Below are 21,985 nucleotides of genomic sequence, written 5' to 3' on the forward strand. Positions count from 1 at the left end.
ACACGTGCTCGGGACCCTGACAGGAACGGGACTCCTGCCATGCCAGCGAACGCACGACGACTACGGATGAACGCCCTGCTGACGCTCGCCACCGCGGTTGCCTGTGTGGCGGCCGTCGCGTCGGTGCCGGCCCAGGCCGGCGACAACCCGACGTACACGAACCCTAATGCGCCCGTCGACCTCCGCGTCAGGGATCTGCTGCACCGGATGACGCTGGACGAGAAGATCGGCCAGATGGACCAGATCTCGGTCGTCAACATGCAGGGCGACTGCCAGTGGAGCGGCGGCGCGTTCACCGAGTCCTGCATGAAGAACGTGCTGGTGGACAACCACGCGGGCTCGGTGCTGTCCGGCGGCGGCGCGGGACCCTCCGTGAACACCCCGGAGAACTGGGCGACGATGGTCAACACCGTCCAGAAGTACGCCGTCGACAACACCCGGCTGCACATCCCGATCATCTACGGCGTGGACGCGGTGCACGGCCACAACAACGTGCTCGGCGCGACGGTCTTCCCGCAGGAGATCGGGATGGGCTCGACCTGGGACCCGTCGCTGGTCCGCCAGGCCGGCGCCGCCACCGCCCGCGCGGTCGCCGCCACCGGCATCGACTGGAACTTCGCACCGGTCACCGACATCGCCCGCGACCAGCGCTGGGGCCGCTACTACGAGACCTTCGGCGAGGACCCGCTGCTGTCCGGCACGCTGGCCGCCTCCGCGGTCCAGGGCATCCAGGACGCGGGCGGCGCGAAGGACGTCGCCGCGACCGTCAAGCACTTCGCCGGCTACGGCGAACCCGGCAACGGCCACGACCGGGTGCCCGGCGACGTCTCGATCCGCTACCTGCAGGACACCCTGCTGCCCTCCTACCAGCAGGCCATCGACGCCGGCGCGCAGAGCGTGATGGTCAACTCCGGCGCGATCAACGGCGTCCCGGCGACCGGCTCGCACTACCTGCTCACCGACGTGCTGCGCAAGCAGTTCGGCTTCCAGGGCGTGGTGGTCAGCGACTGGCAGGACGTCCGCGCCCTGCAGACCTCCTACCACGTCGCCGCCGACTACCCCGCCGCCATCGCCAAGGCCGTCAACGCCGGCCTGGACATGGCGATGGAGCCCTACGACGCCCAGGGCTTCAGCGACGGCCTGAAGACCGCCGTGCAGCGGCACCTGGTCTCCGTCAGCCGCATCGACCAGTCCGTCTCCCGCATCCTGCGGCTGAAGTTCGAACTCGGTCTGTTCGAACACCCCTACGTGGACGCCTCCAAGGCGAACTCCCGGGTGATCGGCGCGGACACCGCGCTGGCCCGGCAGGCCGCCGACGCCTCGCAGGTGCTGCTGCGCAACGACGACAGCGTGCTGCCCATCTCCTCCTCCGCCAAGAAGATCGTCGTCGCCGGCTCCTACGCGGACGACATCAACGACCAGGCGGGCGGCTGGACGATCGGCTGGCAGGGCGTCCCCAGCGGCGTGACGCTGCCCGGCACCACCGTGCTCCAGGGCATCGAGAAGGCCGCGCCGTCCGGCACCCAGGTGATCCGCGCCACCTCCGCCGACGACGCGGTGGCCAAGACGAAGGACGCCGACCTGACCGTCGTGGTGGTCGGCGAGAAGGCCGCCGCCGAGGGCGCGGCGGACAGCCCGCGGCCCGAACTGAGCGCGGACCAGCAGGCGCTGGTGAAGTCCCTGAAGGCCACCGGCAAGCCCGTGGTCACCGTGGTGATCGCCGGCCGGCCGCTGGTGCTCGGCGACGCGGACGGCACCGAGGGCCTGCTGATGTCCTGGCTGCCCGGCAGCGAGGGCGGCGACGCGGTCGCCGACGTGCTCTTCGGCAAGGTGAACCCGAGCGGCAGGCTCAGCGCCTCCTGGCCCAAGGACATCGGCAACGAGCCGCTGTACTACCAGCAGCTGCCCGGCACCAACAGCGGTCCGGAGTCGTCGTACGACGCCGCGTACCCCTTCGGCGCCGGCCTGTCCTACACCACCTACTCCTTCGACTCGATCAGCGCGGGCGCCCCGACCGGGCGCACCAGGGACACCGTCCACCTGAAGGTGAAGGTCACCGACTCCGGCGCGCGCTCCGGCGACGTGGTCGTGCCGGTGTACGTCTCGCAGCCGGTGAGCGACGTGCTCTCGCCCTCCCGCAAGCTCGTCGCCTTCACCAAGGTGCACCTGGACGCGGGACGGTCCCGCACGGTGACGCTCGACGTGCCGCCGAGCCGGCTGGCCGTCACCCCGGGCGACATCGACGGCGCCGGCCGCAGGGCGGTCGCGAGCGGCGCGTACGTCTTCACGGTGGGGACGCAGACCACGACGGTGACGCTGCACTGAGCGGAACCGGCGCTCGCACCGGCGCCGGGCCGCGCGGTGGGTCCTCCCGCCCGCGGCCCGGCGCCGGGTGTGTGATGGACGCCGGGGAGCCGGCCCCGCGGCGGAGCGGCGGCACGGCGGACCCCGGGACCGGCGGGAGGACGGATGGGCACGGACGGCACGGACGGCACGGGGGCGGGCGACGGGGCCGCGGAGCGCGACGCGGAGCTGCTCGCGCGGATGCGGGCCGCGCCGGTGCTCGCCGGGGAGCTGCCCCGGTTCGACCCGGGGGACGCGCCCGCCGCGCCCGGACCGCTGTTCGCGCGGTGGCTGGAGCGCGCGCTGGCCGACCGGCTGCCGGAACCGCACGTGATGACGCTGAGCACGGCCGGCCCCGGCGGCGAACCCGGCGCCCGGGTGCTGATGCTGCGGGGCGTCGACAGCGCGGACTGCGCCTTCCTCTTCGCCTCCGACGCCCGCAGCCCCAAGGGGCGCGACCTGGCCGCCAACCCGCGGGCCGCGCTCACCTTCTACTGGCCCGGGCACGGCCGGCAAATCAGGCTCACCGGCCCGGTCGCCGTCCTCGGCCCCGAGGCCGCCCGGCAGGACTACCTCGGGCGCAGCCCCGCCTCCCGCGCGGCCGGCTTCACCGGACGGCAGAGCGCACCGCTGTCCGGCCCCGAGGAGTACGAACGGGCGACCCGCGAGGCGCGCGCCCACGTGGCCGCGGACCCGGCGGCCGTCCCCGCCACACACACCGTCTACCGGCTGCGCGCGCGGGAGGCGGAGTTCTTCCAGGCCGACCCCGCGCGCGGACACCTGCGGCTGCGGTACGCCCGCACCGCGGACGGCGGCTGGGACCGCACCCTGCTCTGGCCGTGACGCGTACCGCGCCCTGCGGCCGGCCGTGGACGGCGGCTACGGCGGCGGTCGGTGCCACCCCGGCCGCCGGCGGCGGCGCGCCGGGCGCGGACGGCGTCGGACCGGCCGGAATCCGACACGGGGACCGCGTATGCGAGAAAGGCCGGAAGTCGGTGGTATTGCCGTGGCCATGACTCATCCCTCCGGATGATGCGGCGCCGTCCGGAATGCCCCGCTGAGCCGATGCGGCCACGCCCGGCCGCCCGATGGGGTGGGACCCGTGCACACCAGTCCCGGGCTACCGCCCGAATCCCACGGCCCCGCGGACCACCGACCCGCGGACCACAACCCCGCGGACCACCGACCCGCGGACCACCGACCGGCTGACGACGCGCGCCTGAGCATAGGGGTGCGCGCGGTCGCCGCGGCGGCCCGCCGGCGTGCGGTCAGGGACGGCGACCGCCAGGCCGACACCGCGCACCTGCTGCACTCCCTCCTGGAACGCGATCCGGCGGCGCGCGAGGCCTGCGACGACGGCACCGGCCGGATCGTCCGCGTGCTCGGCTATCTGGTGCAGCGCAGCATCGGCTACGGGATGCGGTGGAGCGGGTCGGTCGAGGACTCCGGCGCGGTGCCGGTCGTCTCCGAACGCGGCGAACGGGGCGGGGGCGGCGCCGGTGGTGTGGGTGCCGCCGGCGGTGTGGGCGGCTCGGGCCGCGGTGGGCTGCGGGGCGGTGGGTTGCGCGATGTGTCGCGCGCGCCGGGCGGGTCCGGCGGGGACGCCGCGACGGTCCGGGCGGGTGGGGCGAGCGGGTCCCGGTCCGAGGCGGCGCGGTCGCTGCGGGCCGGCGGGACCGTCGCGTGGAGTCCCGCCGCGGCGGCCGCGCTGCGCGCCGCCGTGATCCTCGCCGAGGAACGCGGCCGGGCGCAGGCCGACGGCACCGACCTGCTGGACGCGCTGGTGGCCGACCCCGGCTGCCGCGCGGTGGAGGTGCTGCGCACCGCCGGACTGGATGTCAGCCGCTACCGGGATGACGGTCCTGTCGCGAGCTGACATCATGACCGGATGCAGGGGACATCGGGGGCCGGCCCGGCGCGGGCGAAATCCAGGGGGCTGGGGCTCGCCCTGGCGTCCGCGGTCGCCTTCGGCGGGAGCGGGGCCGCCGCCAAGCCGCTGATCGAGGCCGGGTTCACACCGCTGCACGTGGTGTGGATGCGGGTCGCGGGCGCGGCGCTCGTGCTGCTGCCCGTCGCGCTGCGGCACCGCGCGCTGCCCCGGCTGCGGCCCGGACTGCTGCTGGGCTTCGGCGCGTTGGGCGTCGCCGGGTGTCAGGGCCTGTACTTCCTGGCGATCTCCCGCATCCCGGTCGGCGTCGCGATCCTGGTGGAGTACCTCGGTCCCGCGCTGCTGCTCGGCTGGGTCCGCTATGTGCAGCGCCGCCCGGTCAGCCGGGCCGCGGCGCTGGGGGTGCTGCTCGCGGTGTCCGGCATGGCGTGTGTGGTGGAGATCTGGTCGGGGCTCGCCTTCGACGCGCTCGGCCTGCTCTGCGCGTTCGGCGCGGCGTGCTGCCAGGTCGCCTACTTCGTGCTCGCCGACCACGGCGCCGCGGGCGACGACGCCCCCGATCCGGTCGCCGTCATCGCCTACGGCCTCCTCGTCGGCGCCGCCCTGCTCACCGCCGTCTCCCGGCCGTGGAACCTCCCCTTCGGCACGCTCACCCACCGGGCCGCGCTCGACGACCGGGAGGTGCCGGCGGTGCTGCTGCTGGGCTGGCTCGTCCTCGTGGCCACCGTCGTCGCCTATCTCACCGGCGTGGTGGCGGTCCGCCGGCTCAGCCCCCAGGTCGCCGGCGTCGTCGCCTGCGTCGAGGCGGTCGTCGGGACCGTGCTGGCCTGGACACTCCTCGGCGAGCACCTCGGCGCGTCCCAGATCGCGGGCGGACTCCTCGTGCTGTGCGGCGCGTTCGTCGCCCAGACCGCGGCGGCGCCGCACGCACCGGTGACCGCTCCTGTGCCGGAGCCGCCGGAGCCGCCGGAGCCGCTGCCCGAGCCGGCCGCCGACGCCCTGCCCCCACCCACCTCACAGGTCCGGCGCTAGACGGCTCTCGGGGCTCCCCGGCGCGTGCCGCCGCGTCCGGCGAGGCGCCACGGTTCTCGGCCCGGCCTCGTCACCGTTGGGGCGGCCACGCCGGACACCGGGGGCCGCGCCTGTCGAAGTGCGTCCGGCGGGTGGGGCCCGCGGGGCAGCGCGCGGGCCGTGCGGGGCGCTAGGGTGGCCCGCATGACGTCGATGGTTCTTCCGCCGCCGGCCCGCTGAGGCGGGCGGCGCGCGCAGACGCGACCGCAGAGGTCCCGGCCCGGGAAGGGCGCCGGCTCGTCGTACGGCGAGGGCGCACCCGGCGGTGAGTGCTGCCCGCAGACGGTGATGTGTCCATCGCTCACCTCCTCGCGGGAGAACTCTCGTGTCCCTCACGAAGATCCGTCATGCCTCCGTCCCCGCCGATCCGGCGCCGACCGCCGTACGCGGCCTGCTCTACGTCATGTTCGCGGCCACCGCCTGGGGTACCGCGGGCGCCGCGGCCGCGCTGCTCTACCGGGGCAGCGGCCTCGGACCGTTCGGCCTCACCTTCTGGCGCGCGGCCGGCGGCTTCGTGCTGCTGCTCGCCGTCCGTCTGACGCGGCGCTCCCTGCGTGCCGGTGCCGGTGCCGGTGCCGGTGGCGGTGCCGGTGGCGGCGTGGGCGCGCGTGCCGCGCGCCGAGCGGCGCGTCCCACGCCGCTCGCCACCCCGCTCGCCGTCCCGACCGCCTCGCCGACCGCCGTGCCGCTCGCCGCCTCGCGCCCGCGCCGGACGGACGTCCGTGGCGCCGCGGTCCGCATCCTCACGACCGGCGCGGGGCTGACGCTCTTCCAGGCGGCGTACTTCTGCGCGGTCCAGGTGACCGGCCTCGCCGTCGCGACGGTGGTGACGCTCGGCTCGGGACCGGTGATGATCGCCCTGATCGCGCGGCTGACGATGGGCGAACGCCTCGGCCGCGGCGGCGTCGCGGCGGTCGGCGGGGCGATGGCCGGGCTCGGCGTGCTGGTCCTCGGCGGCGGCCACGCGGCGGTCCGGCCGGCCGGCGTCGCCCTCGCCGTGCTCTCGGCCGCCGGGTACGCGGGCATCACCCTGCTCACCCGGTGGTACGGCAGCCGCGGCGTCGCCGCCGACCCGCTGGACACCTCGCTGTGGTCGTTCGGGATCTGCGCGGTCCTGCTGCTGCCCGCGGCCCTCGGCGAGGGGCTGCTGCCGCACGCCGCCGGGCTCGGCCGCACGCTGGTGCTGCTCGGCTACCTCGCCTCGGTGCCCACCGCCGTGGCGTACGGCCTGTACTTCGCGGGCGCCGCGGTGCTGCGGGCCGCGACCGTCTCGGTGATCGCCCTCATCGAGCCCGTCTCGGCCGCGGTCCTCGCCGTCGCCCTCCTCGGCGAGCACCTCGGCGCCGCCACCTGTGTGGGCACGGCGATCCTGCTGGCCGCGGTGACCGCACTGGCCCTCCAGGAGGCGGCCGGCGCGAGGGCGACGCCGACAGCGCCGGCCGTGGCGCCGGCATCGGCCGCCTCGGGCCGGCGGCGGGTGACGAAGGACGGGCCGCTGCCCACACCCGGTAGCGACCCGTCCGTCCATGGGGGAGCCGCCTGTCACGGCTCCCGGTCGGCCGCGGCGAGGCGGCGCACCTGCTGCGCGCGGGCGGCGCGGTCGCGCGGCCCGTCGCGGCGGGCGAGCAGCCCGGTGACGCGGCGCTGGACCTCCCGCGCCTTGTTGCCGCCGTACGTGAACTTGGCGCGCACCTCCGTCACCTCGATCCGCACGCCGCGGATGCCCGAGAGCATGCGGCCGAACGGCTCCTCGCCCACCGCCGGCCGCGCCGTGCCGCCGTCCGGCTGGAAGTGGTCGAGTCGGCGGCGCAGCAGCTCCGCCTTCTCCTCCGGGTCATCCAGGACGTGCGCCACGCCCACCAGTTGGACCGCGGCGTAGTAGCTGGTCGGCGTGCCGTGCTCGGGCGGCGCGCCGACCGGCGCGTGCCAGGGGCCGGGGATGTACGCGTAGTCGTCGACCACGCTCAGGGTGACCCGGGGAGCCGCCGCCAGCGCCCGCCACAGCGGGTTGGGGCGGGCCAGGTGCAGCAGCGCCTCGCCGTACGCGCCGGGCCCGGTGGCGTACGCGACGTGGACGGGCTGCACGAACGGGGGTTCGCCGTCGAGCCCGTTGACGGCCAGCTGGCCGAAGTCGTGGGCGGCGAGCCAGGTGCGCCACTCGGCGTCCTCGGCCGGCGCGTCCCAGGGGTGGATGAGCACGGTCCCTCCGCGGCCGGTCAGGCGGCGCCGCGCGGCGCGCCCGGCTTCAGGTAGTCGGGCAGGGGCGTCTCGGCGGCCTGGTCGGCGGCGGGTATCGGCGCGCCGTAGCCGGTGGCCACCGGGATCACGCCGGACCAGTGGGGGAGTTGCGCGTCCTCCGGCTCGTCGTTGGGCCCGCCGGTGCGCAGCTTCGCGGACACCTCGGCGAGCTCCAGCCGGAGCACCGCGGTGGCCGCGAGCTCCTTGGCGTTCGCCGGCCGGGAGTCCGCGGCCCGGCCGGGCACCACGTGGTCGACCAGGACGTCGAGCGCCGCCGCCTTCTCCCGCGGGTCGGTGACCTGGTAGGCGGTGCCCTGCACCACCACCGAGCGGTAGTTGATCGAGTGGTGGAACGCCGACCGGGCCAGCACCAGGCCGTCCACATGGGTCACCGTCACGCACACCGCGACCCCGGGATCGGCCCCCCGCAGCGGCCGCGAGCCCGTCGACCCGTGCAGATAGAGCGTCTCGCCGGAGCGGGCGTAGAGCGTCGGCAGCACCACCGGGGCGCCGTCGCGGACATAGCCGAGGTGGCACACATAGCCGCCGTCGAGGATGGCGTGCACCGTGGCGCGGTCGTACGCCGCACGCTCGCGCGCGCGGGTCGGCACGTTCCGCCCGGTCTGCGGGTACGGCGGGGCCGTGGTCTCCATGGCGCCATCCTTTGAACTAGTGCATAATGAACTTTGTGCTAGGAGCATATCGGATCACCGGTCGGGGCGCATCGGGTATCGCCGCGGACATCGAGGGCGCCGTCGGCGCGGGCGCGCTGCGCCCGGGTCAAGCGCTGCCGCCGCTGCGGGAGTTGGCGCGCGAACTCGACGTCAACCCCAACACCGTCGCCGCCGCCTACCGCCTGCTGCGCGACCGCGGCGTCATCGAGACGGCCGGACGCCGCGGCAGCAGGGTGCGGACCCGCCCGGCGACGGCGCCGCGCGACGCCCTGCGCATCGACCTCCCGCCCGGCACGCGGGACGTGTCCACCGGCAACCCCGACACCGCCCTGCTGCCGCCGCTCGCCGAGGCGCTCGCCGCGGCCGCCGCCCACCACGCGGCGGCGCCCGCCCTCTACGGCGGCCCGGTGACCGACGCGGAACTGGCCGCCGCGGCCCGCGCCGCCTTCGACGCCGACGGCGTGCCCGCCGGCCCGATCGGCCTCGCCTCGGGCTCCCTCGACGCGATGGAACGCGTCCTCACCGCGCACCTGCGCCCGGGCGACGCGGTCGCCGTCGAGGACCCCGGCTGGGGCAGCGTCCACGACCTCGCGCCGGCGCTCGGCCTGCGGGTGGTCCCCGTCGGCGTGGACGACGAGGGGCCGATGGCCGAGGACGTCGCCGGTGCGCTGGAGGTCGGGGCCCGCGCGCTCGTGGTCACCGACCGGGGCCAGAACCCCACCGGCGCCGCGCTGTCCGCGGCCCGCGCCGCACGCCTGCGGGACCTGCTCGCCGACCACCCCTCCGTGCTCGTCATCGACGACGACCATGTGCACGGCCTGACCTCCCTCCCGCTGCACTGCCTGTCCGGCGCCACCGACCACTGGGCGCTGGTGCGTTCGACCGCCAAGGCGTACGGCCCCGACCTGCGGCTCGCCGTGTACACCGGCGACGCCGTGACCGTCGACCGGGTGCGCGGCCGGCACCGGCTCGGCGCCGGCTGGGTCAGCCACCTCCTCCAGCGCGCCGTCCTCCACCTGTGGCGCACCGGCGCCGTCGACACCGAGGCCACCGCCCGCTCGTACGACCTGCGCCGCGACGCCCTGCTGGCCGCCCTGGCCGAGCGCGGCGTCGTCGCCCACGGGCGCAGCGGCATGAACGTCTGGGTGCCGGTGTCCGACGAGACCGGCGCCGTCGCCGGACTGCTCCAGCGCGGCTGGGCGGTGGCGCCCGGCGCCCGCTTCCGCGCGCGCTCGGCTCCCGGTCTGCGGATCACCGTCTCCCCGCTCGGCGCCGACGACATCGCGCCCCTCGCCGACGCCGTCGCGAAGACGCTGCGCCCCTCCGGCTCCGGGCGCTACGCCTGAGCCTCGGCGGTCTCCCGCGCTCCGGCCTGCGGCGCCCGGTCCTCCCGCGCGGCCGCGGTCGGTGCGTCGGACCCGGCCACGCCGCTCGCCCGCACGGCGGCGCCCGACCTGGGCCGGCGCTGGGTGAGCGCCGCGCCGAACAGGATCACCACGGCGCCCACCGGTTCGTTCCAGCTCAGCGACTCGCCGAGCAGCAGCACGCCGGCAGCGGTGGCGACGATGGGTATCAGATACGTGACCATCGAGCCGATCGTCGGGCCCTTCTCGGCGACCAGGCCGTACTGCACCAGGAACGCCAGCCCCGTGCCGAGCGCGCCGAGTGCCAGCACCGACAGCACCGACCTGGCCGGGTAGGAGTGCGGCAGCGAGGTGAAGAAGGGCGTTACCACCAGCAGTTGCAGGGTGCCGATCCCCAACTGCCCCGCGGACATCGCCAGGTGGGAGCCGCCGTTGCCGGCCAGGGTACGGCGCACATAGGCCCAGCCGACCGCGTAGCTGACCGCCGCCGTGAGCGCCATGAGCGTGCCCCCGGGGTCCTCCCCGGAGAAGCCCTGCCAGGCCCCGAGGACGGTGAGCACGCCGATGAAGCCTATGCCGACACCGGCGAAGCGCTGCCGCGACGGCCGGTCCTCGGAGAGCGCGACGACCGAGACCAGCATCGAGAACAGCGGCGTCGCGGCGTTGCACATCCCCGCGAGCATCGACGGGATGGTCTGTTCGGCCGTCGCGAAGAGCGAGAACGGCAGCGAGTTGAGCAGTATCGCGGCGACGAACAGATGCAGCCAGGTGCGCCCGCCGCGCGGCAGCCGCTCCCGTGTGACCGCGACCGCCACCGCCAGCACGGCCGTCCCGAACACCATCCGCCCGAGCGTGACCTGAAGCGGCGCGAAGGCTTCATTCCCCACCTTCATGAACAGGAAGCTGAAGCCCCACACCAGGCCGAGCGCGACGAAGCGGATGCGCCAGTCCACGAAGCGCCCGAGCCCGGCGGCCCCGCGCGCGGCGGACGGCGAGGGCGAGGACGCAGAGGACGCAGAGGACGCAGCGGGCGAGGGGGACGCGGGGGACGCCGCGGACGCGGCGGATGGGTCGGGATCGGTGTCGGATGCGGCCGCCGCTGCGGCGGGGCGGCTCTCGGCTGGTGCGCTCATGCCCCCACGATGGCCTCCGGGACGTCGTAGAACAAGCGAGTTTTTTTACATCCACGATGTAGAATCACTAACATGTTGAGCCTGGAACGCCTGCGCATCCTGCACGCCATCGACACCTACGGCTCGGTCAGCGCCGCCGCCGACGTGCTCAGTGTGACGACCTCGGCGGTCTCGCAGCAGATGGCCAAGCTGGAGCGCGAGACCGGGCAGTCGCTGCTGGCCAAGAGCGGCCGCGGGGTCAGGCTCACCGACGCCGGCCGGCTGCTGTCCGGCCACGCCGAGCGGATACTCTCCCTGGTCGAACTGGCCCACGCCGACCTGGAGGCGCACCGCGGCGCCGCGGTCGGCGAGCTGCGGGCCGGCGCCTTCCCCACCGCGGTCCGCGGCCTGTTCCCCGAGGCGCTGCGCGAGCTGCGCCGCGAGCACCCCCAACTGCGCACCGTGGTCCACGAACTGGAGCCGCACGACCAGCTCGCCCGGCTGGCCCGCGGCGACATCGACCTGGCGGTGGTCCTCGACTGGTACAACAAGCCGCTGTCGCTGCCCGGCGGGCTGGCCAAGGCGCCCCTGTTCGACGACCTCGTGGACGTGGCGCTGCCGGCCGGCCACCAACTCCAGGACAGCGCGGGCGTCGACCTGGACGAACTCGCGGACGACGACTGGATCGCCTGGCCGGACGGCGGCTTCTGCCACGAGTGGCTGCTGTTCACCCTGCGCGGCAAGGGCATCGAGCCGCGGATCTCGCACCACGCCGAGGAGCACGCGACGGTGCTCGCCCTGGTCGCCGCGGGCCTCGGGGTCGCCGTGATGCCGCGGCTCGGCCGCGACCCGATGCCCGAGGGCGTGCGCATCGTGCCGGTCCGGCACACCATGCGCCGGCACGTCTACGCGGTCTGGCGCGAGGACGCCGACCGCCGCCCGGCGATCCGGGTGGCGGTCGACGCGCTGCGCCGATCGGCCGGCCGCTACGGCGACTGATTCCGACGGGCCCGGGCCGGAGGAGACCGCCCCGCCGGGTTTCCGGGCCCGGCGGGGCGGCCTCCGCTCGTGGGGGCCGCCCGGGAGCGGCCCGCTCAGGCCAGCGTGATCTCGCCGCCGGAGACGGTGACCTGCTTGGCGGGCAGCGGCGAGGTCGCCGGGCCGTTGGCCACGCTGCCGTCGGCGACGTGGAACTTGCTGCCGTGGCACGGGCAGACGATGACGCCGTCGGAGACGCCGGAGACCGAGCAGCCCATGTGGGTGCAGACCGCCGAGAACGCCTTGAACTGCCCCGCGGTCGGTTGGGTGACGACCACCTTCTGGGCGTCGAAGACCTTGCCGCCGCCGACGGGGATGTCCGTGGTCTTCGCCAGCGCCTGGCCGCCGCCCCCGCCCGAGGCGTCGGTCGGCCCGGACGCCGAGGGCGTCGCACCGGCGTCCGAGGAGGAGCCGCTCGGTGTCGCGTCCGCGCCGGAGTCCGCCTTGGAGTCCGAGTCCGAGTCCGAGTCCGAGTCCGAGCCGCACGCCGCCAGCACGGCGGCGAGTCCCACGCCACCCGCGGCGGCCACGACGCCGCGACGGGTCGGGGAGTCGGGGAATCCGGAGTTTTCGGCCATGAGGTGCATCCTGTCCGCTGCTGGGACCGGGCGGCCGGAACGGTGGCGGTGCGCCCGGTGGCGTGCTGGTGTCACGCGTGACCGTTCATACGGGCCGGGACGCCGCGGTGTTCAACGACGCGCGCAAAAAGTCCAACTGGTGTCGCAACAGTCCCTCCACCACCACGGGGTCGGACGGCGAATGGGTGACGTGCGACAGCGGCAGCACCTGGTGCGGCCGTCCCGCGGCCAGCAGCGCCGCGGACATCCGCAGGGTGTGCGCCGGGACCACGTTGTCGTCGGCCATCCCGTGCACCAGCAGCAGCGGCCGGGTCAGCGCCGCGGCCTCCTCGATGGGGGACGAGCGGCGGTAGGCCTCCGGCTCCTCGTCAGGGTGGCCGAGGAAGCGCTCGCGCCAGTGCGTGTCGTACAACCGCTGGTCGCTCGGGCCGGCCCCGCAGATCGCCGCGTGGAAGACATCGGGCCGGCGCAGCACCGCCATCGTGGCCAGCGAGCCGCCGAAGCTCCACCCCCGGACGGCCACCCGGCCCAGGTCCAGCCGGCCGCCGCGCGCCGCCAGGTGCTCCGCGGCGGCGTGCAGCGCGGTGACCTGGTCCTCGACCGGTCCGCCGAGCGAGTCCAGGTGGATGGACTTGTCCCACTCGGGACCGCGTCCCGGCGTGCCGCGCCCGTCGGCCACCACCACCGCGAAGCCCTGCTCGGCGAACCACTGCGCCTCGCACAGCCGCGCGGTCCTGGCGCGCACCACGAGTTGGAGGGCGGGCCCGCCGTAGGGCGCCATCAGCACCGGCAGCGGCAGCGGCCCGCCCTCCGGGTCCCGCCCGTCCGACGTCTCCCGGACCCGCGCACCTCGACCCTCCGCCTCCGGTTCCCGCCCGCCCGAGTCTCCCGCCTCCTTGCCGGGCAGCCGGTACCAGGAGGGCAACAGCAACGCCGTGCGCACCTCGTACTCGCCCGCCCGCAGCCACAGGGGCCTGGGCACCACGGCGGGCCGCGCCGCCAGCGAGGCGATCGGGCGGCTGCGGCCGCCCGCGGACAGCCGGAAGACGTCCCCGTCCTCGGTGTGCGAGATCAGCAGCAGCGTGTCGCCGGCGCGCCGACCCTCGTGCAGGCCCGGCCCGTCGCTGAGCCGCACCGGCCCGGCTCCGACCCCCGAGCCGTCCCCGTGCGGGGGCGCGTACGACCACAGGTGCTCCTCGGTCGGCTCGTCGCTCGCGACGAACAGCACCGAGGCGCCGTCCACCGAGAGGACGTCGCGCACCTGGAGCCCCTCGGGCGTCACCGGCTCGCCGCCGACCGTCAGCCGCCGGGTCGCGCCGTCGTCCACGGTGTGCACGAGCGCGCCGGAGGCGGTACGGGCCGGGGTGCCGGGGACCAGTTCGACCCACGCGGGATCGCGCTGCTCGTGCAGCAGATGGGTGGCGCCGGTGTCGGGGTCGCACCCCAGCACCCGCAGGGTGCGCTGGTCGCGGCTCTGCACGCCGATCAGCGGGCCGTGCGCGTCCCAGGCGGCCGAGGTGAGGTACTCGAACGCGGCCCGGTCCCAGGCGACCTCGGTCCGCGACCCGTCGACGCCGAGGATGTGCAGCGAGACGTCGGCGTTGGCGGTCCCCGCGGCGGGATACGGCACCGCGCGCGGTGGGCGCGCCGGGTCCGCCGGGTCGGCGATCCACCAGCGGGACACCGGGGAGGTGTCCACGCGGGCCGCGAGCAGCCGCTCGCCGTCCGGCGCCCACCAGTAGCCGCGGGGACGGTGCATCGACTCCGAGGCGACGTGCTCGGCGAGGCCGTACACCACCTCGGGGCCCTCCGGGCCGGCCAGCAGCCGGTCCTCGCCGCCGTCCGATCCGCCGCCGTCCGATCCGCCCCCGGCCGTATCGCCCCCGTCCAGTTCGACGACGCGCAGCGCGCCGCCGGTGACGTACGCGACGCGGCGGCCCAGCGGGTCGGGACGCGGGTCGACCACCGGACCCGCGGTGCGCACCCGGCGCGGCGCGCCGCCGTCGCAGCCCAGCGTCCACAGCTCGCCGTCGAGGGCCAGGACGATCACGCGGGCCGCCGCGTCGGTGGCGTACCCGACGATCCCCGACGTGTGCTCGCGGGCGCGCTCGCGCCGTATCCGCTCGGCCTCCGGGATCTCGCCGGCCGCCCGGTCGAGGGCGGCGGGGTCGAGCAGCAGGTGCTCGCCCGCCTCGTCCGCGCGCCACAGGCAGCCGGTGGCGTCCTCGGGGCCGCGGGTGCGCAGGAAGAGCGCGAAGGAGCCGTCGGGGGCGAGGGTGAAGGCGCGCGGCGCCCCGAGGCTGAAGCGGCGGGTGCGGGCGTACTGGGCGGGGAAGGCGTCGGAGTCGGCGGGCTGGTGGGGCGGCCGGCCCGCGGGCCGGCCGGTGGTGTGGCCGGGGGGCTGATGCGCGGGCGGCCCCGCGGGCGGAGTGATCTTGTCCATGGCGACAGTCTCCACCGCATAGCCTGGGGGGATGGTGAGAGAAGTGACCGGCATCCGGTACGTGACGCCGCTGCGCGAGGGCGGCTCGGTGCCCGGCGTGGTCGAGGCGGACGACCTCGGCACCTATGTGGTGAAGTTCGTCGGCGCGGCCCAGGGGCGCAAGGCGCTGGTCGCCGAGGTGATCGCGGGGGAGCTCGGCAGGCGGCTGGGCCTGCGGGTGCCGGAGCTGGTGCGGTTCGTCTTCGACCCGGTGATCGCGCTGGGCGAGCCCGACCAGGAGATCCAGGACCTGCTGAAGGCGAGCGGCGGTCTCAACCTGGGCATGGACTTTCTACCAGGTTCCCTCGGGTTCGATCCACTGGTCTTCCCGGTGGACGCCGAGGAGGCGAGCCGCGTCGTCTGGTTCGACGCGCTGATCGGCAACGTCGACCGGTCGTGGCGCAACCCCAACATGCTGGTCTGGCACCGGGACCTGTGGCTCATCGACCACGGCGCCTCCCTCATCTGGCACCACAACTGGCCGTCCGCGCCCGCCGCCGCGGCCAGGCTGTACGACGCCTCGGACCACGCGCTGACCCGGTTCTCGCCCGATCCGGCGGCGGTGGCGGGGGAGTTGGCGGCCCGGGTCACCGAGGACCTGCTCACCGAGGTGACCGCGCTGGTGCCGGACGAGTGGCTGGTCGACGAGCCGGGCTTCGACACGCCCGACGACGTGCGGGCCGCGTACCGCGACCTGCTCGGCGCCCGCGCGCCGCGGGTCCACGAGCGGATCACCCTGGCGCCCTCGGTGCGCGAGAAGCAGCCGCCGCCGGAGTGGCTGCGCCCATGGGTGGAGGGGCACGCGGGCAGGAGCGACGCCGACGGGAGGGGCGCGCGGTGAGCGGGCGGGACGTCTTCGAGTACGCGCTGGTGCGCGTGGTGCCGCGGATCGAGCGCGGCGAGATGATCAACGCGGGTGTGCTCGTGTACTGCCGCGCCCAGGGCTACGTCGGCGCCCGGGTGCACCTGGACGAGGCCCGGCTGCGCTGCCTCGACCCGACCGTCGACGTGGTCGGCGTGCGGGCCGCGCTCCGCGGCTACCAGGGCGTGTGCGAGGGCGGCGCGCGGGCCGGGCAGGCCGAGGGCGAGGACCCCGGGCGGCGGTTCCGCTGGCTGACCGCGCCGCGCTCCACGGTGGTGCAGCCCGGACCGATCCACACCGGGCTCACCGAGGACGCCGACAAGGAGGCCGACCGGCTGCTGGAGCTGCTGGTCCGCTGAAGCGTCCGCCACATCCGCCGTGGTGGCGTTGACAGTGGGTCACTGGCCTCCTACGGTTTCGACCACGAGACCTACTAAGCGGTCGCTCATGTGCGCGGAGGCGCACGCGGCCGGCCACCACCGGGCTTGAGGAGACACAGATGTCCACCACCGAGCAGCGCGTCGCGATCGTCACCGGGGCCGCCCGCGGGATCGGCGCCGCCACCGCGGTGCGGCTGGCCGAGGAGGGTCGCGCCGTGGCCGTGCTCGACCTCGACGAGGGCGCCTGCAAGGAGACCGTCGAGGCGATCACCGCGGCCGGCGGCCGGGCGCTCGCCGTCGGCGCGGACGTCTCCGACGAGGCCCAGGTCGAGGCCGCCGTGGCGCGGGTCGCGCAGGAGCTGGGCGCGCCCACCGTCCTGGTGAACAACGCGGGTGTGCTCCGCGACAACCTGCTGTTCAAGATGTCCGCCGCCGACTGGGACACGGTGATGGCCGTCCACCTGCGCGGCGCCTTCCTGATGACGCGCGCGGTGCAGAAGCACATGGTGGACGCGAGGTTCGGCCGAGTGGTCAACCTCTCCTCGTCCTCCGCGCAGGGCAACCGCGGCCAGGCCAACTACTCGGCCGCCAAGGCGGGTCTGCAGGGCTTCACCAAGACCCTCGCCATCGAGCTGGGCAAGTTCGGCGTCACCGCCAACGCCGTGGCGCCCGGCTTCATCGCCACCGACATGACCGCCGCCACCGCCGCGCGCGTCGGCATGGCCTTCGAGGACTTCAAGGCCGCGGCCGCCTCGCAGATCCCGGTCCAGCGGGTCGGCGTCCCCGACGACATCGCCAACGCGATCGCCTTCTTCACCGGCGAGCAGGCCGGCTTCGTCTCCGGCCAGGTGCTGTACGTGGCCGGCGGCCCGCTCGACTGACCCCGCCCCGCCTGCTCCGCCCGTCCACCGCCGCCGCACCGGCCCGTCCAGAAGGTCCCGCACCCATGACCCAGCTCCCCCCGGAGAGCGGCCGCGCCGCCCTCGTCACCGGCGCCAGCCGCGGCATCGGCTACGGCATCGCCGAGGCGCTCGTCGCCCGCGGCGACCGCGTCTGCATCACCGGCCGCAACGAGGACGCCCTCAAGGCGGCCGTCGAGAAGCTCGGCCCCGAGCGGGTGATCGGCGTCGCCGGCAAGGCGCACGACGAGGCGCACCGGGTCGCCGCGGTCGAACGCGCCATGGAGGCGTTCGGCCGCATCGACTACCTGGCCAACAACGCCGGCACCAACCCGGTGTACGGGCTGCTCACCGACCTCGACCTCGGCGTGGCCCGCAAGGTCTACGAGATCAACGTCGTCTCCGCGCTCGGCTTCGCCCAGCAGACCTGGAAGGCGTGGCAGAAGGAGAACGGCGGCGCGATCGTCAACGTCGCCTCCATCGCCGGCCTCGCGCCGTCCCCGCTCATCGGCGCCTACGGGATGAGCAAGGCCGCCATGGTCAACCTGACCGTGCAGCTCGCGGCCGAGATGGCGCCGGGCGTGCGGGTCAACTCGGTGGCGCCGGCGGTGGTCAAGACGAAGTTCGCCGCCGCGCTGTACGAGGGCCACGAGGAGGAGGTGGCGGCGACGTACCCGCTCGGCCGGCTCGGCGTGCCCGAGGACGTCGGCGGCGCGGTCGCGTTCCTGCTCTCCGACCAGGCGTCCTGGGTGACCGGGCAGAATCTGGTGCTGGACGGCGGCCTGTTCCTGCAGGCCGGTCACTGACCCGTCCTGCAGGCCGGCCACTGACCCGGCGCACCCCGCCGCGACCTGGGCGTTCGGGCGTTGTCAGTGGGTGGGGCTAGGTTCTGAGGCAGCATCGGATCGTTCACCGGAGGTTCCCGACGTGCCCAGCATGCTGCCCGACTCCTGGCAGGCCGCCCTCGGCGGGGAGTTGGACAAGCCCTACTTCCAGCAGCTCACCGACTTCGTGGAGGCGGAGCGGCGCGAGCACCGCGTCTTCCCCCGCGGGACGAGGTGTTCGCCGCCCTGGAGGCCACGCCGTTCGACCGGGTGAAGGTGCTCGTCCTCGGCCAGGACCCCTACCACGGCGAGGGCCAGGGCCACGGGCTGTGCTTCTCGGTGCGCCCGGGCGTCAGGACGCCGCCGTCGCTGCGGAACATCTTCAAGGAGCTGCGGGACGAGTTCGGCTACCCGGTGCCGGACAACGGCTATCTGATGCCCTGGGCCCAGCAGGGCGTCCTGCTGCTCAACGCGGTGCTGACGGTCCGCGAGGGCGAGGCCAACTCGCACAAGGGCAAGGGCTGGGAGAAGTTCACCGACGCGGTGATCAGGGCGGTCTCCGCCCGGCCCGACCCCGCGGTCTTCGTGCTGTGGGGCAACTACGCCAAGAAGAAGCTGCCGCTGATCGACACCGACCGGCACGCCGTCGTCCAGGGCGCCCACCCGTCCCCGCTGTCGGCCAAGCTCTTCCTCGGCAGCAGGCCCTTCGGACAGATCGACGAGGCCCTCAAGGCGCAGGGACACGACCCGGTCGACTGGCGCATCCCGGACCTGGGCGCCACGGCGTAGGGACCTCGCGGGAAGGCACGAAGGGCCTTCGCGAAGGCCGACCGGGGTGCACCCGATGCCGGCGGTCTCGCGCGGCCGGCAGGGCTCAACGGCCGTACGCCCGGCGGCAGATGTGCGCCGCCTGGCTGCCGCCGCCCCAGCCGCCGTACGCCTCGCCGAGCGTGCACACGTCCGGCAGCGCGTGCGCCGGCGGCGCGGACCCGGCCGGACGGGTGCGGTCCGGCACCGTCCCCCGGCCACGGGCGCGACGGGGTGCGGCGGGACGCACCGCGACCGGAGCGGACGGCGCGGCACGAGACGCCGCGCCGGGCCCCGGCCCGGTGAACCCCAGCACATGGTGCACCGGCGGCGGTGGGACCTCCGGCCCCTCCCGGACGCCGTCCAGGTGGTCGGCGCCGTCGGCCGCAGCGGGAGCACTGGTCGCTGCGGCCGACGGCACCGCGGACGGCGGGTCGGGGGAGACGGTGGCGCACCCGGCCGCGGCGCACGCCGCCACCGCCAGGACCACCGCCGCGGGGAAGCGGCGCACCTGCCCAACTGTGCAGGAACCGGGCCGGATCGGAAATTCCCCGCAGGAGTGAACATGGCCGCCGACCCCGTATGCTGCGGTGACGGCGGCGCCGCGCGACCTGCGGAAACGGTGTGCGGCCAGGCGGAACGGCGGAACACCGGTCGGAAGAGGAGCACGGCATGGTCCCGGGCAGCGCCCCGCTGAGGGTCGGCGTCATCGGACTCGGCGACATCGCGCGGAAGGCGTACCTGCCGGTGCTCACCGCGCAGCCCGGACTCGACCTGCACCTGCACACCCGCACCCCGGCCACCCTGGACCGGGTCGGTGAGGCGTACCGGCTGCCGCACCGCCACACCACCCTCGACGCGCTGCTCGACCAGGACCTGGACGCGGCCTTCGTGCACGCGCCCACCGAGCACCACGTGGAGATCGCCGAGCGACTGATCGAGGCGGGCGTCCCGGTCTACGTGGACAAGCCGCTCGCCTACGACCTGGCCGCCGCCCGCCGCGTCGTCACGCTCGCCGAGGGGCGCGGCGTGCCGCTCACCGTCGGCTTCAACCGCCGCTACGCGCCCGGCTACGCGCAGTGCCTGGACCACCCGCGCGACCTGATCCTGATGCAGAAGAACCGGGTCGGTCTGGCCGGCGAACCGCGCGCCGTGGTCTTCGACGACTTCGTGCACGTCGTGGACACCCTGCGGTTCCTCGCGCCGGGACCGGTGACGCAGGTGCGGGTGTCCGCGCGGACGGAGCGCGGCCTGCTGCACCACGTCGTGCTGCACCTGTCGGGCGACGGCTTCACCGCGATCGGGTCGATGAACCGGATGAGCGGCTCCACCGAGGAGAGTCTCGACGTCAGCGGCGCCGACTCCCGCCGTCAGGTGGTCAACCTCTCCGAGGTGATCGACCACAAGGGTCAGCCGTCGGTGCGCCGCCGCAGCGACTGGGTGCCGGTGGCCCGGCAGCGGGGCATCGAGCAGATCACCCTCGCGTTCCTCGCCGCGGTGCGCGAGGGCAGGCCGCTGGACGGCCGGGACGCGCTGCTCACGCACGAACTGTGCGAGCGGGTCGTCACCGAGATCCTCGCGGCCTGACGCGGCCGCAGGAGCCGGACCCCTCACACCAGCGGCGGTTCCTGCCGCTCGGGGCCCCGGACGCGGCGCGTCACCTCGTAGGCCAGCGCCGACAGCACCAGCACCAGGGCCAGGTGCGGAACCCAGTCGCCCAGCCGCGCGTACGGGCTCTGGCCGGTCGCCAGCGGCACCTGGTAGACCGCCGCGGTGCTCGCCCCGGTGCCGATCCGCCGGCCGACCGGACGGCCGTCGGCGTCGTAGACCGCGCTGATCCCGGTGAGGGTGGCGTGCACCATGGGCCGCCACGTCTCGGCGGCCCGCAGGGCGGCGAGCGAGGCGTGCTGGGCCGGCGCCCAACTGTGCTGGAAGGACGACGTGGAGGACTGCGCGACCAGCAGCCGCGCGCCGTCGTCCGCCAGGTGGCGGCTCATGTCCGGGAACGCCGACTCGAAGCAGACCAGCGGTCCGATCCGCAGCCGCCCGGTGTCCATCACCACCTGCCGTCTGCCCGGCGTGCGGTTCTGGTCGGCGGCCTTGCCGACCGAGGTGGCCCAGCCCAGCACCGGGCGCAGCGGGATGTACTCGCCGAACGGCACCAGCCGCATCTTGTCGTACTCCGGGCCGGTCACCCCGCGCGGGCCGATCAGCTCGGAGGTCTTGGAGATGCCGGAGCCGTCGGCCTTCTCGGCGTCCACGTTCACCAGCAGGTCCGCGCCCACCTCGGCGGAGAGCGAGGCCAGCCGGTGCAACATGTCGGTGCGCGTGGTCAGGTCCTGGCCGACGCTGCTCTCGCCCCACACCACCAGGTCCGGGTGGGCGCCGGCGAGCTGCCGGGTGAGCCGGACCTCGCGCTCGAAGCGCGCGTCGGCGGTCGCGACCACGCCCGGCTGCACCACGGCGACGCGCACCGATCCGGCCGCGTGCGGTCGCGGCGCCCACAGCCACACCGAGCCGGTGGCCAGTCCGGCGGCGGCGAGGGCCGCCACGGCGGGCCGGCGCAGCGCGGGCGCCGCCACCAGCGCGGCCAGGCAGGTGTTCACGAGCACCACCAGGAAGCTGACCAGCCACACCCCGCCCAGCGAGGCCAGCCGCAGCGCCGCCGGGACCTGCCACTGGCTGGCGCCCAGCAGCCCCCACGGGCCGCCCAGATACTGCCAGGACCGCACCAGTTCGACCATCAGCCAGCCGCTCGGCAGCAGCAGCACGGCGGCGAGGGCCTGCGCGGGCCCGGCCCGGCCGCCGAGCAGCCGCCGCACCAGCCAGCCCCAGGGCGCCCACAGCGCGCCCAGCATCAGCGCGAGCACCGGCAGGAAGACGGTGAGGCTCGGCAGCAGCCAGTGGTGCACCGCGAGCATGAAGCCCGCGCCGCCGAGCCAGCCGTCCCGGGCCGCGGTACGGCCGCTGTCCGCGGACCGCGCCAGCAGCATCCACGGCACCAGGGCGACGTAGGCGAGCCACCACAGCGAGGGCGCGGGGAAGGCCAGCGCGGGCAGCGCGCCCGCCACGGCGGCGGTCAGCAGCCGCGTCCGCCCGGACCTGATCCGTACCGTCCACGGGGGCGGGCTGCCGTTCACACCGTCCCCGGCGGGCGCGGTCCCGGTCGTCGCGTCTCCGGTCGTCGCGGTCCCGTCCGGCCCGTTCCCGGCCGCCGCGGGCGCGGCGCCGACGGCGGCTCGTCCCGCGGTGTCCGCCGCGAGATCCACGGGTACGCCGTCGCCGGTGGCGGCGGCGTCCTCGGGCGGCTGCTCCGCGGGGCTTCCCGCGGGTCTTCCGGCGGCGACGGCCATGCGTGCTCCCCTGCTGCGGCGGATCCTGGTGTCCGGTTGCGCCCGGCCCGCGGCGGCGGCCCGCCGGCGTCC

Annotated in this window: 18 protein-coding genes and 2 pseudogenes; 13 read left to right on the forward strand and 7 right to left on the reverse strand. The window is 75.4% G+C overall.

What is annotated here, in order from left to right:
- Window positions 1-66: 66 nt before the first annotated feature.
- The 5 genes and pseudogenes from VSR01_RS35815 to VSR01_RS35835 all read left to right on the forward strand — a co-directional run.
- Window positions 67-2,325 carry a glycoside hydrolase family 3 N-terminal domain-containing protein gene (locus VSR01_RS35815; protein ID WP_326453131.1) on the forward strand — a complete coding sequence of 753 codons (2,259 nt, stop codon included), beginning with the start codon at window positions 67-69 and terminating at the stop codon, window positions 2,323-2,325.
- A gap of 144 nt (window positions 2,326-2,469) precedes the next feature.
- Window positions 2,470-3,186 carry a pyridoxine/pyridoxamine 5'-phosphate oxidase gene (locus VSR01_RS35820; RefSeq protein WP_326453132.1) on the forward strand — a complete coding sequence of 239 codons (717 nt, stop codon included), beginning with the start codon at window positions 2,470-2,472 and terminating at the stop codon, window positions 3,184-3,186.
- 388 nt (window positions 3,187-3,574) lie between these two features.
- Complete coding sequence (locus tag VSR01_RS35825; RefSeq protein ID WP_326453133.1) at window positions 3,575-4,219, forward strand: Clp protease N-terminal domain-containing protein; 645 nt, start codon at window positions 3,575-3,577, stop codon at window positions 4,217-4,219.
- Window positions 4,220-4,231: 12 nt separating this feature from the next.
- Complete coding sequence (locus VSR01_RS35830) at window positions 4,232-5,263, forward strand: EamA family transporter (RefSeq protein WP_326453134.1); 1,032 nt, start codon at window positions 4,232-4,234, stop codon at window positions 5,261-5,263.
- A 442-nt stretch (window positions 5,264-5,705) separates the two neighbouring features.
- Window positions 5,706-6,749, forward strand: a pseudogene (locus VSR01_RS35835) (DMT family transporter); the annotation flags it as partial.
- A 95-nt stretch (window positions 6,750-6,844) separates the two neighbouring features.
- Here the strand turns inward: VSR01_RS35835 and VSR01_RS35840 are convergent.
- Window positions 6,845-7,501, reverse strand: a complete 657-nt coding sequence (locus VSR01_RS35840) for an FMN-binding negative transcriptional regulator (RefSeq protein WP_326453135.1) — start codon at window positions 7,499-7,501, stop codon at window positions 6,845-6,847.
- 17 nt (window positions 7,502-7,518) lie between these two features.
- The gene (locus VSR01_RS35845; RefSeq protein WP_326453136.1) at window positions 7,519-8,193 is read right to left on the reverse strand and encodes a pyridoxamine 5'-phosphate oxidase family protein; all 675 of its coding nucleotides are present in this window, start codon (window positions 8,191-8,193) and stop codon (window positions 7,519-7,521) included.
- 35 nt (window positions 8,194-8,228) lie between these two features.
- Here VSR01_RS35845 and VSR01_RS35850 point away from each other — a divergent pair, with 35 nt between their 5' ends.
- Window positions 8,229-9,560 carry an aminotransferase class I/II-fold pyridoxal phosphate-dependent enzyme gene (locus VSR01_RS35850; protein WP_326453137.1) on the forward strand — a complete coding sequence of 444 codons (1,332 nt, stop codon included), beginning with the start codon at window positions 8,229-8,231 and terminating at the stop codon, window positions 9,558-9,560.
- On the opposite strand, the gene VSR01_RS35855 is transcribed toward VSR01_RS35850, so the two are convergent.
- Complete coding sequence (locus VSR01_RS35855; RefSeq protein ID WP_326453138.1) at window positions 9,551-10,711, reverse strand: DMT family transporter; 1,161 nt, start codon at window positions 10,709-10,711, stop codon at window positions 9,551-9,553. The genes VSR01_RS35850 and VSR01_RS35855 overlap by 10 nt on opposite strands.
- Before the next feature lie 72 nt (window positions 10,712-10,783).
- On the opposite strand from VSR01_RS35855, the gene VSR01_RS35860 reads away from it, so the two are divergent.
- Window positions 10,784-11,689 carry a LysR family transcriptional regulator gene (locus tag VSR01_RS35860; RefSeq protein WP_326453139.1) on the forward strand — a complete coding sequence of 302 codons (906 nt, stop codon included), beginning with the start codon at window positions 10,784-10,786 and terminating at the stop codon, window positions 11,687-11,689.
- 95 nt (window positions 11,690-11,784) lie between these two features.
- On the opposite strand, the gene VSR01_RS35865 is transcribed toward VSR01_RS35860, so the two are convergent.
- Both VSR01_RS35865 and VSR01_RS35870 read right to left on the reverse strand, forming a co-directional pair.
- A complete protein-coding gene (locus VSR01_RS35865) occupies window positions 11,785-12,306 on the reverse strand; it encodes a Rieske (2Fe-2S) protein (RefSeq protein ID WP_326453140.1) in 522 nt (173 codons plus the stop codon).
- 85 nt (window positions 12,307-12,391) lie between these two features.
- Window positions 12,392-14,749, reverse strand: coding sequence for a S9 family peptidase (locus VSR01_RS35870; protein WP_326453141.1), 2,358 nt, complete (start codon window positions 14,747-14,749; stop codon window positions 12,392-12,394).
- A 31-nt stretch (window positions 14,750-14,780) separates the two neighbouring features.
- Here VSR01_RS35870 and VSR01_RS35875 point away from each other — a divergent pair, with 31 nt between their 5' ends.
- The 5 genes and pseudogenes from VSR01_RS35875 to ung all read left to right on the forward strand — a co-directional run bounded on the left by VSR01_RS35875 (window position 14,781) and on the right by ung (window position 18,542).
- Complete coding sequence (locus VSR01_RS35875; RefSeq protein WP_326453142.1) at window positions 14,781-15,629, forward strand: HipA family kinase; 849 nt, start codon at window positions 14,781-14,783, stop codon at window positions 15,627-15,629.
- Window positions 15,575-16,009 carry a DUF3037 domain-containing protein gene (locus VSR01_RS35880; RefSeq protein WP_326453143.1) on the forward strand — a complete coding sequence of 145 codons (435 nt, stop codon included), beginning with the start codon at window positions 15,575-15,577 and terminating at the stop codon, window positions 16,007-16,009. The genes VSR01_RS35875 and VSR01_RS35880 overlap by 55 nt, the downstream gene beginning before the upstream one ends.
- Window positions 16,010-16,149: 140 nt before the next feature.
- A complete protein-coding gene (fabG, locus tag VSR01_RS35885; protein WP_326453144.1) occupies window positions 16,150-16,911 on the forward strand; it encodes a 3-oxoacyl-ACP reductase FabG in 762 nt (253 codons plus the stop codon).
- Between the two features lie 65 nt (window positions 16,912-16,976).
- A complete protein-coding gene (locus VSR01_RS35890) occupies window positions 16,977-17,735 on the forward strand; it encodes an SDR family oxidoreductase (RefSeq protein ID WP_326453145.1) in 759 nt (252 codons plus the stop codon).
- A gap of 130 nt (window positions 17,736-17,865) precedes the next feature.
- A pseudogene (ung, locus tag VSR01_RS35895) lies at window positions 17,866-18,542 on the forward strand (uracil-DNA glycosylase).
- A gap of 85 nt (window positions 18,543-18,627) precedes the next feature.
- Here the strand turns inward: ung and VSR01_RS35900 are convergent.
- Complete coding sequence (locus VSR01_RS35900; protein ID WP_326453146.1) at window positions 18,628-19,071, reverse strand: hypothetical protein; 444 nt, start codon at window positions 19,069-19,071, stop codon at window positions 18,628-18,630.
- A gap of 182 nt (window positions 19,072-19,253) precedes the next feature.
- Between VSR01_RS35900 and VSR01_RS35905 the strand changes: the two genes are divergently transcribed.
- Complete coding sequence (locus VSR01_RS35905) at window positions 19,254-20,147, forward strand: Gfo/Idh/MocA family protein (protein WP_326453989.1); 894 nt, start codon at window positions 19,254-19,256, stop codon at window positions 20,145-20,147.
- Window positions 20,148-20,170: 23 nt separating this feature from the next.
- Here VSR01_RS35905 and lnt read toward each other — a convergent pair whose 3' ends face one another.
- Window positions 20,171-21,913 carry an apolipoprotein N-acyltransferase gene (gene lnt, locus VSR01_RS35910; RefSeq protein WP_326453147.1) on the reverse strand — a complete coding sequence of 581 codons (1,743 nt, stop codon included), beginning with the start codon at window positions 21,911-21,913 and terminating at the stop codon, window positions 20,171-20,173.
- Window positions 21,914-21,985 lie beyond the last annotated feature (72 nt).

Origin of the sequence: Actinacidiphila sp. DG2A-62, assembly GCF_035825295.1 — a bacterium.
Classification (GTDB): domain Bacteria; phylum Actinomycetota; class Actinomycetes; order Streptomycetales; family Streptomycetaceae; genus Actinacidiphila.

Excerpts from the sequence above, each read along its gene's own strand:
- VSR01_RS35815 (WP_326453131.1), top strand. The coding sequence starts at position 67 with ATGAACGCCCTGCTGACGCTCGCCACCGCGGTTGCCTGTGTGGCGGCC.
- VSR01_RS35820 (WP_326453132.1), top strand. The coding sequence starts at position 2,470 with ATGGGCACGGACGGCACGGACGGCACGGGGGCGGGCGACGGGGCCGCG.
- VSR01_RS35830 (WP_326453134.1), top strand. The coding sequence starts at position 4,232 with ATGCAGGGGACATCGGGGGCCGGCCCGGCGCGGGCGAAATCCAGGGGG.
- VSR01_RS35845 (WP_326453136.1), bottom strand. The coding sequence starts at position 8,193 with ATGGAGACCACGGCCCCGCCGTACCCGCAGACCGGGCGGAACGTGCCG.
- VSR01_RS35855 (WP_326453138.1), bottom strand. The coding sequence starts at position 10,711 with ATGAGCGCACCAGCCGAGAGCCGCCCCGCCGCAGCGGCGGCCGCATCC.
- VSR01_RS35860 (WP_326453139.1), top strand. The coding sequence starts at position 10,784 with ATGTTGAGCCTGGAACGCCTGCGCATCCTGCACGCCATCGACACCTAC.
- VSR01_RS35865 (WP_326453140.1), bottom strand. The coding sequence starts at position 12,306 with ATGGCCGAAAACTCCGGATTCCCCGACTCCCCGACCCGTCGCGGCGTC.
- VSR01_RS35870 (WP_326453141.1), bottom strand. The coding sequence starts at position 14,749 with ATGGACAAGATCACTCCGCCCGCGGGGCCGCCCGCGCATCAGCCCCCC.
- VSR01_RS35875 (WP_326453142.1), top strand. The coding sequence starts at position 14,781 with ATGGTGAGAGAAGTGACCGGCATCCGGTACGTGACGCCGCTGCGCGAG.
- VSR01_RS35880 (WP_326453143.1), top strand. The coding sequence starts at position 15,575 with ATGGGTGGAGGGGCACGCGGGCAGGAGCGACGCCGACGGGAGGGGCGC.
- fabG (WP_326453144.1), top strand. The coding sequence starts at position 16,150 with ATGTCCACCACCGAGCAGCGCGTCGCGATCGTCACCGGGGCCGCCCGC.
- VSR01_RS35890 (WP_326453145.1), top strand. The coding sequence starts at position 16,977 with ATGACCCAGCTCCCCCCGGAGAGCGGCCGCGCCGCCCTCGTCACCGGC.
- lnt (WP_326453147.1), bottom strand. The coding sequence starts at position 21,913 with ATGGCCGTCGCCGCCGGAAGACCCGCGGGAAGCCCCGCGGAGCAGCCG.